The organism is Pseudomonas serbiensis (assembly GCF_030580745.1).
Classification (GTDB): domain Bacteria; phylum Pseudomonadota; class Gammaproteobacteria; order Pseudomonadales; family Pseudomonadaceae; genus Aquipseudomonas; species Aquipseudomonas serbiensis.
Map to the genome: position 1 here is coordinate 223,636 of NZ_JAUQOO010000001.1, position 13,072 is coordinate 236,707.

At 57.9% G+C, this 13,072-nt stretch carries 9 protein-coding genes; 3 read left to right on the forward strand and 6 right to left on the reverse strand.

The window, feature by feature from the left end:
• Position 1 precedes the first annotated feature (1 nt).
• Positions 2–1,168 carry a DUF1624 domain-containing protein gene (locus Q6A51_RS01040; RefSeq protein ID WP_201017682.1) on the forward strand — a complete coding sequence of 389 codons (1,167 nt, stop codon included), beginning with the start codon at positions 2–4 and terminating at the stop codon, positions 1,166–1,168.
• Between the two features lie 790 nt (positions 1,169–1,958).
• Here the strand turns inward: Q6A51_RS01040 and Q6A51_RS01045 are convergent.
• The 4 genes from Q6A51_RS01045 to Q6A51_RS01060 all read right to left on the reverse strand — a co-directional run bounded on the left by Q6A51_RS01045 (position 1,959) and on the right by Q6A51_RS01060 (position 8,341).
• Positions 1,959–2,687, reverse strand: coding sequence for a DUF4198 domain-containing protein (locus Q6A51_RS01045; RefSeq protein ID WP_304573911.1), 729 nt, complete (start codon positions 2,685–2,687; stop codon positions 1,959–1,961).
• Positions 2,688–2,707: 20 nt separating this feature from the next.
• Positions 2,708–4,828, reverse strand: coding sequence for a TonB-dependent siderophore receptor (locus Q6A51_RS01050; protein WP_304573912.1), 2,121 nt, complete (start codon positions 4,826–4,828; stop codon positions 2,708–2,710).
• A 709-nt stretch (positions 4,829–5,537) separates the two neighbouring features.
• A complete protein-coding gene (gene cuyB / locus Q6A51_RS01055; RefSeq protein ID WP_304573913.1) occupies positions 5,538–7,034 on the reverse strand; it encodes a cysteate racemase in 1,497 nt (498 codons plus the stop codon).
• An 11-nt stretch (positions 7,035–7,045) separates the two neighbouring features.
• A complete protein-coding gene (locus tag Q6A51_RS01060; protein WP_304573914.1) occupies positions 7,046–8,341 on the reverse strand; it encodes a dicarboxylate/amino acid:cation symporter in 1,296 nt (431 codons plus the stop codon).
• A gap of 227 nt (positions 8,342–8,568) precedes the next feature.
• On the opposite strand from Q6A51_RS01060, the gene Q6A51_RS01065 reads away from it, so the two are divergent.
• Together Q6A51_RS01065 and Q6A51_RS01070 are read left to right on the forward strand one after the other, a co-directional pair.
• Positions 8,569–9,483 carry a LysR substrate-binding domain-containing protein gene (locus Q6A51_RS01065; RefSeq protein ID WP_201017676.1) on the forward strand — a complete coding sequence of 305 codons (915 nt, stop codon included), beginning with the start codon at positions 8,569–8,571 and terminating at the stop codon, positions 9,481–9,483.
• Positions 9,484–9,547: 64 nt separating this feature from the next.
• Positions 9,548–10,183, forward strand: a complete 636-nt coding sequence (locus Q6A51_RS01070; protein ID WP_201017675.1) for an OmpH/Skp family outer membrane protein — start codon at positions 9,548–9,550, stop codon at positions 10,181–10,183.
• Between the two features lie 87 nt (positions 10,184–10,270).
• On the opposite strand, the gene Q6A51_RS01075 is transcribed toward Q6A51_RS01070, so the two are convergent.
• Together Q6A51_RS01075 and Q6A51_RS01080 are read right to left on the reverse strand one after the other, a co-directional pair.
• On the reverse strand, positions 10,271–10,861 hold the full coding sequence (locus Q6A51_RS01075) for a biliverdin-producing heme oxygenase (RefSeq protein ID WP_304573915.1): 591 nt from the start codon (positions 10,859–10,861) through the stop codon (positions 10,271–10,273).
• Positions 10,862–10,946: 85 nt separating this feature from the next.
• Positions 10,947–13,070 (reverse strand): HlyD family efflux transporter periplasmic adaptor subunit, encoded by a 2,124-nt coding sequence (locus tag Q6A51_RS01080; protein ID WP_304573916.1) that lies wholly within the window; start codon positions 13,068–13,070, stop codon positions 10,947–10,949.
• Positions 13,071–13,072 lie beyond the last annotated feature (2 nt).

Below are 13,072 nucleotides of genomic sequence, written 5' to 3' on the forward strand. Positions count from 1 at the left end.
CATGACAACAGTTGTTCCCTCGACACCTGCGCCGTCTTCGCGATTGCGATCGATCGACGCCCTGCGCGGGCTGATCATTCTTTTCATGTTGCTGGACCATGTGCGGGAAACCTTCTTCCTGCATCGTCAGGTCAGCGATCCCATGGATGTCGCCACCACAGCTCCGGAAGTGTTCTTCAGCCGCTTGCTGGCCCATGTATGTGCGCCATTGTTCGTGCTGCTGACCGGGCTTTCGGCCTACCTGTACGGCGAAAAGTACAGTGGCCGGACTGACGTTTCCGCCTTTCTGCTCAAGCGCGGCCTGTTCCTGATTGCCCTGGAATTCACCCTGGTCAGCTTCGCCTGGACCTTCAAATTCCCGCCGACCATCATTTACCTGCAAGTCATCTGGGCCATCGGCCTGAGCATGGTGGCCTTGTCTGCGATGGTGTTTCTGCCGCGCTGGGCGCTGGTGGTGATCGGTCTGGTGATCGTCGCCGGGCACAACCTGCTGGACTCGCTGCATTTCGGTGTCGAGTCGGCCATGCATATACCATGGGCGATTCTGCATGATCGTGGCTGGATCGAAGTCAGTGACACCCTGCGTTTACGCACCTCTTATCCGCTGCTGCCCTGGATCGGCGTTATCGCACTGGGTTATGCCGCCGGACCATGGTTCACATCGAGTATGGATGCTGCTGCACGTCGCAGCCGGTTGTGGGTCTGGGGATTGGGCGCGCTGATTGGCTTCATGGTCCTGCGCGTGATCAACGGCTATGGCGAAAAGCCCTGGAGCGTTGGCGAAACCGGCGTACAGACGCTGATGAGCTTTTTCAATATCACCAAATACCCGCCGTCATTGCTGTTCATCAGCCTGACACTGGGCATTGGTCTGCTGGTGTTGATCTGGTTCGAGCGTATTCAGGAGAAGGGCTGGCTGAAACCGCTGGTGACCCTGGGCGCAGCACCGATGTTCTTCTACTTGCTGCACCTGTATGTGCTGAAGTTCCTGTACCTGATTGCCGTGGCGATCTGGGGCAAGAATCAGGGCGATTACTTCGGCTTCGATGCGATGTGGGGCGTATGGCTGAGTTCAGTGCTGCTGGCGGTGGCGCTGTTTCCGGCGGTGCGCTGGTTTGCCGGGCTGAAAGCGCGGCGGCGTGATATTACCTGGCTGAAATACTTGTAGGAGCGGACTTGTCCGCGAAGGCGGTATTACATCCGAGAGAGATACGTCGTTTGAAATGCCTTCGCGAATAAATTTGCTCCCATCAAACAAGACGCAAGAGCATGAATTAGAAAGTATTTTACGTAGGGTAAAACTTTACCCGGCGTACATATCCATTATTGGTATGTGCTGCTCCTACCGGTTCCGCCTTTACGGCGGCCCCCTTTGTTTCGGCAAAGGGGGGAAACCATTCGCTCCGGTTCGGCCCCGCCTTGGGGCGGGGTTCCCTCGCTCTGGCATTGCTCCGTGGGTACGCGCCGACGGGCCTTCCATGGCCCTGCGGCGCTTGCTCGGCGTCCTGCCTCGCACCCCACTGCACAATACCTCCACTCGGCCTTCACCCACGTCGCAATCGGCGGTGTCTGGAATATTTCTGATCACATCCCCAAAACACATCGTCTGCTGTTTCGCGAATAAATTCGCTCCTACGCACGATGGTGAGAGCACCGCAGAACGCGACGTGGGTGAAGGCTGAGAGGAGGTAGTGATCCGGTGGGAACTCTGCAGGGATGCAGAGTTAGCCGCACAGGGCCATGGATGGCCCATTGCGGCGACCGCCGGATCACTGCCGGAGCGAAGGAACCCCGCCTCAAGGCGGGGCCGAACCCGGAGCAGTGGCTTTGGTTACTTTGGCCGAAACCAAAGTGACGCGCCGTAAAGGCGCAAGGCGGCCTCAAGCCGAACCATTAATTTGGAAACACCTGCTGACAGCGCGGAGCCGAGGCGGCGGGTGATCTCCTACGGATTTGCATCAATCGTGATGTGCTTCACCCACGAAGGTCAGCGAGGTAAACAGGCCTCGCTCTTCGATATCGGCATTGTCCTTGACCGGCAGCGTCACTTCGGCCGCGATCACATTCAACCCCTCGTTACGCACGACCACATTGGCGCGACCTTCAGCATCGGTTTCGGCACTCACCACGTCCGGGGCGCTGCGATAATCCCCGAACAGCTTGATACCCGCCGCAGGTTTGCCATCCACCAGCACGCGAACCGGCAACGGTTTGCCCGGCCCGACCGTCAGCGGGTCGACCTGAGGCACGATCACGAACTTCAGTTTGTCGAATGACGGCAAGCGAGCGCCTTCCTCATAAATCGCCAGGCTGTACTTGAAGGTATGGATCGACTCGGTGCCGCCCGGTACCTTGCTGCGGCCTTCGTTGATCCATTTCTTGTCTTTGCTTTTGGTCCACATGCCGTTGTCCAGCGCCACGGACATGACAGCCACCGGCTTCAGGGGTTGCAGGCGTGCATGGTCGTCCAGACGCTGCACGGTAACCGGAACCATCCGGCCAGCAAGATCATAGGCCCAGGCTCCGCTGACCTTTTGCGCCTTGAAGGCGTTGTCTTCTGCGCCATGGCCATAGACCACTTCAATATTGCCGCGACGCTGTTCGGTCCACAGACCGTGAGCGCTCGCATGGCCCGCGAAAAGGGCGCCCAGCAGGCTCAAGGCCAGAACTGATGGTTTGCAAATCATGATGCGTCCTTGTTTTCCGGTCAGAGGTTGAGGGTCAGGCTGACAGTGAAGTTGCGTGGCTCGCCGGGTGCGACCCAGTAATTGCTGTAGGAGCGCTCGAAGTATTTCTCGTCAAACAGGTTGTTGAGGTTCAGGCCAACGGTCACGTTCTCAGTGGCCTTGTAATGGGCGAGCAGATCCACGGTATGGTAGGCCGGCAGCTCGAAACTGGTCCCGGCTTCACCGGAGCGATCCCCGACATACGTGAACGCAGCGCCTACATCCGAACCTCGCAGCATGCCCTCCTGGAATTCATAAACGCCCAGCAGGCTGCCACTGCGCTTGGCGACACCGAGGATCCGGCTGCCGGTCGGAATGGTCCGGTCACCCTTGGTCACTTCGGCATCGATGTAGGCAAAGGCCCCGATCACACGAATGGCGTCGGTCACCTGACCAGTCAGTTGCAGATCCAGGCCCTGGCTGCGAGCCTCACCGATGGCACGGTTACTGTCGGTGGAAGGATCGAGGGCCAGCACGTTTTCCTTCTCGATATGGAAGGCGGCGAGGGTGGTGCTCAAGCGATCGTCGAACAGCTCGCTCTTGATCCCGATCTCGTAACCGACACCTTCTTCCGGATCGAAGGTTTTACCTGAGGCATCCAGACCGTTATTGGGTTTGAACGAGGTCGAGGCGTTGGCGAACAGGCCGACTTGTGGCGTCAGTTGATACAGCAGGCCGGCGCGCTGGGTGAAGGCGTCATGGCGCTGTCTTGAGGTCGGGTTGGTTGCGGTAGGGGTGTAGTCATCGATCTGCTGATCGAAATGCTCGTAGCGAGCACCGATCATGCCGCGCAACTTGTCGGTGAAAACGATCTGATCCTGCAGGTTCAGGGCGCGGCTTTCGACGTGCTCGAAGAAGTCCGTACCGGTGCGGGCACCATTGGGTTTGGCCTGGCCATAAACCGGGTTGTAGATATTGATGGCATAGTTGCTGCCGCCAATATTGGTAACCCGCTCGTTCTTGCGGTAGTTCTCGTATTCGGTGCCGATCAGCACCTCATGCTCCAGCCCCACGGCGTCGAAACGGCCGCGCAGTTCCAGTTGGGTGATGCTGTCATGCCAGTTCATGTCGCGTTCGCGATAGCGGCGGTTGACGGTTTGCGAGTTGGCGCTCAACGGCCGGGATTCACTGGCGTAGCCCGACAGTTCGCCTTCCTTGTAATGGCTGGCCAGACGCAGCGACCAGGCATCATTGAGATGATGATCCAGCGCGACCTGAATCATGTTGTTGTCGTTATCGATATCGTCGTCCGGCTCGCCCAGAAAGGTCGAACGGGACATGCCGCTCCACTTGTTGTTCGGCGCGACGATGCCACGGTCGAAGGTCGACTTGTGGCGTACGAACTCGGTTTCCACCAACAGGCTGGTGTCGGGATTCAGCTGCCAACTGAAAGACGGGGCCACGAACACGCGATTGCTCTCGACGTGATCGCGGAAACTGTTGTTGTCCTCGACCGCCAGATTGACCCGCGACAGGACATTGCCTTCTTCATCCAGAGGTGTGTTGACGTCCAGCGCCGTGCGATAACGATCCCAACTGCCGGCACTGGTTTGCAGCGTGGTGAAGGCTTCGCGCTGCGGCTTTTTGGTCACGATATTGACCGTACCGCCCGGATCGCCACGGCCATACAGGCTGGCGGCAGGGCCTTTCAAGACTTCGATACGCTCGATATTGGCGGTGTCCGGAGTCGTCGGGTAACCACGGTTGGCGCTGAAGCCATCCTTGTAGAACTCCGAAGTGGTAAAGCCGCGAATGCTGTACTCGTAAAGGGTCAGGCCGCCGAAGTTATTCTGCTTCGACACGCCGCCAGCATAGTCCAGGGCGCGTTCGACATTGTTGCTGCCCAGATCCTTGAGTACCGAGGCCGGAACCACGCTGATGGATTGCGGAATATCCTTGATGGCGGTGTCGGTCTTGGTCGCCGTTGCCGAGCGCGTGGCCCGATAACCCTGAACCGGGCTGGTGGCCGTCTCATAGTGGTAATCGGAGGAGATGTTGACGTTGTCCAGTTCGAGGGTTTGCGGCAATTCTTCAGCGAAACTGACATTGCCCAGCACTCCGATTGCCAGGCTGGTCAGAGACGCGATTTTACGAGACGACATGGAGGATTTCCTGATAGTTATAGATACAATATAACATCTCTTTTGAGAATTATTACTGAGTGTGAATGTAACTGGATGTAAATTTTTTGCTCTGCCGATGCCCGTCGCCATGGCTTGCCGGCAGCGATGACCGATCACGCAGGTCCCACCGATGTCTGCAATGAGGAAATCCTGATCTGCGCTGGTGGTCGGGAGTGCATCGTGCAGTGGTAAGGATGTTCAGTTGATCCACTTGTACTTATATTGGCCAAGCTGTTTTGAGAGCAGAAGAGGGCTGACTCCTGGCCGTGTGTACCTGCAGAAACTTTATTGGGGTGATTTTATGAGTACGTTGTATTCGCTGCGCTCGTTCGTGAAAACAGAGGGTTCTGACGCCGAGCCCGTTGTCAGAGAGCACTTGGAGCTTCTGGTGCAACTCAGTGAAGCAAAGGCCGATTATTTCAAGATCAAAACGGCTTCTGACTTGCGTGTGTCGGGAACCACGGACAATGCTCAAGTCCCCATTGAAAGCATTCTGGAAACAGACTCCAGGGTATTTGCAGTGACAAGGATCGAAGGCGATACGATAAAAAACACCGTCGAGCCACTGATGGAAAAAATATCTCCGGGCGTGGGGAGCGGGGGGAAGAAAGCTGTCAATGCCATGGTGACAAACATCGTGTCAATTCATCCAGAGGGCGCTTGTGAGGCGCCCTTTACGTTTCACTTTTCAAGCCGCATCGATCTTTACCCTGACTGGCTTTTCACCCGCCAACTCAATGCATTTCAGCGCAAGAATCGTGGTCGGGTCGACCAGTGCGACATTGTGGTCCATTATCTGAAACGCCTCGCTGTGGGCCAGCACCAATGGCAATTCCGTGCAGCCGAGAATCAACACGTCAGCGCCCAGTTCACAAAGGTGCTCCGCCGCCAGCAGCAATTGCTCCTTGCAAAGACCTTCCGTGAATCCGGCCTTGATGCCGCGCTCGCCGTAGATGGCTTCCATGACCATGTGCTGATAATCGAGCCCCGGCGTGATGATCTGTAGCCCTGCGCGGCTTGCCGCTTCGTGGTAGACCTGACTTTGCACCGTACCGGATGTGGCCAGCAGGCCGACGGTCTTGCCCGAACCGTATTGCTGCACGATCCACTCCACCGTCTCGGTCAGCATGTTGACGATGGGCACCCGCAAATGAGGCTGGATGCGTTCGACAAAAGCGTGAGCGGTGTTACAGGGGATTGCGATGGCGTTTGCGCCAGCGCTTTCCAGGCGTTTGCAGGTTGCGTACATCGCCATGGTCGGGTCGGTTTCGTCGTGCAGCAAACTGGCGGTGCGATCAGGGATCTGCGGATTCTGCTCGACCACCATCTTGATGTGTTCCTGATCCTTTCCCGCTGGCGTATTGGCAACCACTTTGCCCATGAAGTCCACCGTGGCGGCGGGGCCTACACCGCCCACAATACCCAGTTTGAACGCCAGGCGTGCAGGCTGGCCTTTTTCCAGGGTCGCAAAGCTTGCGTAGATCTCGTTGATATCCAGAACCGATACCCCGCGGCGCTGAAGCTCTGGGCAAACCAGCGATAGCTCCGTCATGCCGGGGATCACCACCGCAGCCCCTTGCGCCTGCAAGGAGAGACACGCCTGATAGACCGTTTCCAGAGGCGCGCCTTCAAGGTGGCCGTCCTTGATGCCGTTGAGGCCGTACATCGCTTCCATCAGTGCAGACTGCGCTTCGGGATCGGGATAAACGATCCTGAAATCCTGGCCCAGATACCGCTCGAACAGTCCTGAATGAGCGACGAAGTCCGAAGCAATTACACCCAGGGTCGTTCCGGGTTTGATCATGAGTCGAATGTGTCGCACCAGCGCCTGCATCATGTCCAGCACCGGAATGCCCAACTCCTCCTGGATTTCGGCGCGGAACGTATGGCTGGCAAAGCAGGGCAGCATCACCGCATCGACGCCGCTTTCCTCGAACGACTTGCACACCTGGAACACATAGAACTTGCGTGACGTCATGTTGGCCTCCTTGTCCAGAGGCAGCAGCACGTCCTTGAACGGGTGCTGCTCGAACAGGAAGTGGTAGCGGCCCTGATCCTCAAGCACCGCTCTGGATTTGACCAGCTTGTAGAAGAGGTCACCACCAGCCAGCGAGCCCAGCCCACCGACGATACCCAGCTTGCGGACAAAGGCTCCCTTGCTGGCCGACCTGGATTTTCTCTTCATGACCCTGCTCCTCAGGCGACCGAAACCGGGTGTCCGGATTGGGCGCGTACATCTGTGTTATCTGCTGTTTCATCGGGATCTTCGTGTGGCTCGGATTTCGCGACCACGGCAGTGGCGATGCTGTTGCCCACGACGTTGGTGGCGGTGCGCGCCATGTCCAGGAACTGATCGATACCGATGATCAGCAGCAGCCCGGCTTCCGGCAGGTTGAACATCGGCAGGGTCGCGGCGACCACGACCACCGAAGCACGAGCCACGCCTGCCATGCCTTTGCTGGTGACCATCAGCGTCAACAGGATCAACAGTTGCTGGGTAAAGCTCAGGTCAATGTTGTAGGCCTGGGCGATGAACATGATGGCGAAGGCCTGGTACATCATCGAACCATCGAGGTTGAACGAATAACCCAGCGGCAATACGAAACTGGAAACCCGCTTGGGCGCACCGAACTTCTCCAGGGCTTCCATGGTTTTTGGATAAGCGGATTCGCTGCTGGCCGTCGAGAACGCCAACAGGATGGGCTCGCGAATCAGCTTGCCCAGTGTGAAAACGGAGCGGCCAAGGAACAGATAGCCAGCACCAAAGAGCACAGCCCAAAGGACGGCAATCCCCAGATAGAACTCGGCGATCAGCTTGCCGTAATCGACCAGCAGACCAAGCCCCTGAGTGGTGATCGCCGAAGCGATGGCTGCAAACACACCAATCGGTGCCAGGGCCATGACGTAATCGGTGATCTTGAACATCACCTTGGCCAGCTCATCGATGGTGTCGGTGATCCGTGTGTAACCGGCGCGCTTGACGCCAGCCAGCGCAAAGCCGAAGAACAGCGAGAACACCACGATCTGCAGGATCTCGTTATTGGCCATGGCCTCGGCAATGCTGCGGGGGAACACATGGCTGATGAATACCTTGAGGCTGAAGTCGCCAGTATTGACTGGCACAGCCGCTGTCGCATGCTGAACGACTTCCATATTCAGCCCGGCTCCCGGCTGAAACAGGTTGACCAGCCCCATGCCGATTGTCAGCGAGATCACCGAGGCCGTCACGAACCAGGCCATGGCACGCATGCCGATGCGCCCGACCGATCGTGAGTTCCCCAGGCTGGCAATGCCGCCAACCAGTGTGGCGAATACAAGCGGTGCGATGATCATCTTGATCATGCGCAGGAAAATATCGGTGATCATCGAAAAGTACGAAGCAATCTGCCTGGCATTCTGCTCGTTCCCTGCGAAATGGTGACACGCCCAACCCACCAGCACGCCCAGTGCAATGCCCATCGCGATTTGCCGTGGAAGTCTGTTTTTCTTCACGAAGCTGTCCTCAAGTGGTTTTTGATTTTTTTATCCGGCAGGAGACAAATCAGATTCGCCCAATGGCTCTCGTGGCCCTGGTGCTAGCGGCGATTCTAGGGAAGCGCTTGGCGGCGATGATGAGTAATCATGCTAAACCCATGCGCTTTTGGAATAGTTGTTGAAATGGCAGCGATAGGGCCGCGAAGCCGACGTAAAATGCACTTCTCACAGCGGGAGATGCCTGTATGCAAATCAAATGGCTGGACGACCTTCTGGCTATCGCCGAGTGGAAGAACTTCTCCCGTGCGGCAGAAGTTCGCTGCGTGACCCAATCGGCCCTGTCGCGACGGATTCGGTCACTTGAAGAATGGGTGGGCGTTGAACTGGTAGACCGTGGCACCTATCCCGTGCGGCTTACGGCTGCCGGAAGCGCGTTCTGTGAAGAAAGCCGCGAAGTGCTGGCAGGCTTGCTGAGACTGCGCTCAACCTTGCGTGAAGTTGAACGCATGCCTGGGCGTTCCATTCAGGTCACGGCCGGGCACAGCCTGTCGATGACGTTTCTGCCCAAATGGCTTTCGCAGTTTCAGCAACACAACGAGCAATTCAACGCACGGGTCGTGGCTGCCAACATCCATGACGCCGTGATTGCCCTGGAGGAGGGCAGTTGCGACCTGATGATCGTCTACCACCATCCCCTTGCGCCCATCCTGCTGAACGCCGAACGCTTCGGCAGCCTGGCCTTGGGGCATGACGCTTTCATCCCCTTGTGCGCCCCGGACAAGAAAGGCCAGCCCCTGTACCGCTTGCCGGGCAGCGCCGCAAAACCCGTCCCGCACCTTGCCTACACCGCAACGACTTTTCTGGGGCGCGTCGCCGATATCGTCATCAAGAACGGCCCGACGCCCGTCAAGCTGGAACGCTGCTACGAAGCCGATATGGCCATGCTCCTGATGCGCATGGCCATAGAAGGCTACGGCGTGGCCTGGTTGCCACAAAGCGCGGTTGTCGACGAGCTTGAACGAGGGTTACTGGTAAGAGCCGGTGGCGAAGAGTGGAGCACCCGACTGGAAATCCGCTCTTACTGCGCGATAGCCAATCAAAACCCCACCATGCGCAAACTCTGGAAAACGCTGGAAGGGGCTTCGCGGCTAAGTCAGTAAACGCTGTACTTTGCTGTGCTGCACGGGCATAAGAGCTGCAATTTTTTCACCTAAGGGAATACTCATGCACTACAAGACTCTTGCCGTATTGCTCCTCTGTCTGCCGTTATCGGCCTGTAGATTCGAGTTTGGTTCTCAACCTCCACTGCCTTGGGCGCAGGTGAAGAAATCCGTTATCGTTTCTGCATTGTCCGAGCGTATTCGTCAGGCTAATCCTTACCCGTCCGAGTTGGGTGATCCCTTGCAGCAGCGCACTGATCAGGAGCAACTACGCAGGCAGATCAGCGATTTGAGGCAGTCTGCTCTTTCACGTTGTATTGCAAGCCAGACGCCAGCAGGCACGTCCAAGCCCTCTACGGGAGCGATTCAAGGGTTGTCGTCTTATGAGCAAATCATGATTGCTAATGGAAGCTCCCCAACTGCTGCCCAACGTTGCTCACGGGTTGCGGAAGGCGATCAACTGGTTTCGGACTTGCGTGTTCGGCTTGCGGGCATGGAAGCAGTAGAAGAAAAAAGACGGCAATTCGATATCAATATCCGGAAGAAAATCGAGCAGGCGGCTGACGATGCGATAGAAAACTATGCCCGCTCGCAAAAGTACGAACTGGTAGTGGGTAGCGACTCCAGCATCGTGTTCAACGAGAAAAAGGTCGTGCTGGATATTACCGAGGCGGTTATCGAGTCGATCAAAAGCCGATAGTGAAATTTAGTCTTTCATGAGTGCTCCTTCGCGAATGAATTCGCTCCTACACGCTGTAGGAGCGAATTCATTCGCGAAGCCAATCCATCAAACCACGCCATACACCTGCTGCAACCGGTCACGATAGAAATCAAACGCCGCCCGTGCCCCGGCAATCACTTCCTTGTCCTGTTCTTCAGTCAGTTCCAGTGCATCCAGTTGCTGGACGAAGGCGCGCCAGTGCAGGGCGCGACCGTCTTCGTGGGCGGCAAGGTGGCGTGCGCCGTGGGTTTCGTTCAGGTCGAGCTGGCGGGTGTGTTTGAACAGGATTGCAGCACCCAGGTTCGAGCCTTCGCTGCAATACAGCCAGCCCAGTGCCTGATAGACCGAGCCGATGGCAGCCGGTGCCGGGGTGTGCGGTGTGGGAATCTGCAGATCGTTCAGGTCCGCTTCGACGGCCGGGAAGCGGTCGAGCTGGCTCAGGCCTGGCAGCAATTCGTTCAGGTTTTCATTGAGGTAGACCGGTTGCAGCGCACCATGAAAACCATGTTGCAGGCGCAGGAAGTTGCCGTAGTTTGCAATGCTCTGGAAGGGCTCGTTGCGCATGACCAGATCGTTGATGTTGTCGTGTTCGGTATGAGTCCCGGCTTTCAGTCGTTTGGCGCGTGATAGTGGTTCTGCAAGGGTGGCGGTGGACATGTCGGACTCCAGCGTGAAAGTAGAACTGCACGATAGAGTCCGCGTCAGGTGCCAACAATCGCGGGTCCATTAAGAGTTGTTAAGGTCAGAATGCGGCTTCGCGAATCAATACGGCGACCACATTCTGCCAGGCGTACAGCAGCGGGCTGCGCGTCTCGGCGTCGATGCTGACGCTGCCTCTGAGGGCCTGTTGAATGTTCTGCGCAGGTCCACTCGGGCGCAGCAGAACCCGATACATCGCTTGTTCCGGGATTGGCTCATGTTCCTTGTTCAGACGGGTTGCGATAGCGCCCTGATAGTCCGAGGCCAGTTCGGGAGCCGAGGCCAGTTTGCGGACTGCGGTTTGCTCGACGCTGCTGACGAGCAGTTCGATGCGCGGGCGAGACAGGTCCTCGGGGTAGAACCAGGCACGATTGTCTGCCGTGATGCGATGCATGTCCTGCTCACCGACGAAGGCTTCGATCAATGCGCTGCCCGGTGCGGCGAGGGTCGCCAGCCACTCTCCCGGCGGTAGCCATTGGCCGACGGCCAGGGGCTCGGCGATATCGACGAGGATACCGTCGAAGGGCGCACGAATCTGCAACTGATCGATCTGGCTGCGCAGTGCGTTGTAGCGTTCCTGAGCGGTATCGAGTTCGCGTTGCACCACCGGTAAGCGGGCGGAGGCGTCTCTGTCCATGCGCTGGAAGCTCAGTTGCCAGCTCAGGGTCTTGATCTGGAGCTCAAGGTTGCTCAGCTCATGAGTCAGTGTGGGGGCCTCAAGGCGGAACATCGGTTGATCGCGCTGGATAATCTGGCCGGGCCGCACATCGATGCTTTGCAGCCGGGCACCGTTGGGCACCAGCAAGGTTGCCTGCTGGCTGGCGCGCAATAACGCCGGAGCCTGAACGCTGCTGCGCCATGGCAGGCAGGCGCCAAGTAGCAGAGCGGCGAGCACAGCGGTGGTGATCAGGGTATTGCGGTTCATGCGGTAGTCCTTGCGGCGTCCGGCCCAGTGTTGCAACTCGCGAAAGATCGGCATCAGGATAAAAACGCCGATCTCGACGGCGAACAGCAGCAGCCCCAGCAACTTGAACGCGAAGTGATAGACCAGCAGGGCAATGCCCAGAAACAGGAAAAAGCGGTAGATCCAGGTGCCGAAGGCGTAGATCAGCAGCGTACGCTCCAGCCACGGCTCGAACACTTCAGGCCGTGGATCGCCCAGGCCGAACAGCCATTCGCGCAGACGCCAGCGGGCCAGCGCAAAACCACGGCTTTGCAGATTGGGAACGTCCAGCGCATCGGAGAGCAGAAAGTAGCCATCGAAACGCATCAGGGGGCTGAGGTTGATCGCCAGGGTCAGAATCCAGGTGGTGGTCGCCAGCATGAAGGCCGCACTGCGCAAGGGGCCGTCAGGCAAGAAACTCCAGAGCAGGGTCGCCCAGGCCGCCAGTGACAGCTCCACCAGCATGCCTGCCGCGCCAATCGCCAGACGCTGGCGACGTGCGGTCAGGCGCCAGGCTCCGGTGGTGTCGGTGTACAGCACCGGCCACATCACCAGCAAGGCCACGCCCATACTGGCTACCCGGCAACCGAAGCGTTTACAGGTGTAGGCATGCCCCAGTTCGTGAAGCACCTTGGTACAACCCAGGGTCATGGCCGCCAGCAGCGCGCCTTCAAGGCTGAAGAAGTGCAGTAAGGTATGCACGAAGACGTCCCACTGACGGGCGACCAGAATCAGGCCGGTCAAGGCTGCTATCAATGTCAGAAGGGCAAAGCCGCGACTCATCAACGGTCGCACCCACGGCAATGAACGCTCCAGAAACGCATCGGGATTGACCAGCGGAATACGCACGAACAGGTAGTTGTGCATCAGCCAGCCGGCCCAGCCATGTTTGTTCTGCTGGCTGATTTTGAGCAGTCTTTCGTTACCTTCCTGCCCTTGGGTCTGGACCAGTTGCAGGTTGCCGAGAAACGCCGCAAAACCTTTGACGTCCTGAATGTCCAGCGTCAGGGATGTCTGGGTGTTGACCGCATCCAGCACCCTTTGGCTGTTGCCGGTTTCCCAGCGGGCCAGCATTTCCACTTCGGCCCAGCCAAGCCGGAAGAACTGCCCGCGAGCAGGATCTTCCAGTGTCCAGCTTGGCGAGCCGTCGCGCAGCCTTGGACCGCGATGCAGTTTCAGTTCCTGGCGCAGTTGTGGCAGGTCCATGCTTGAAGGGCTGTGCATCA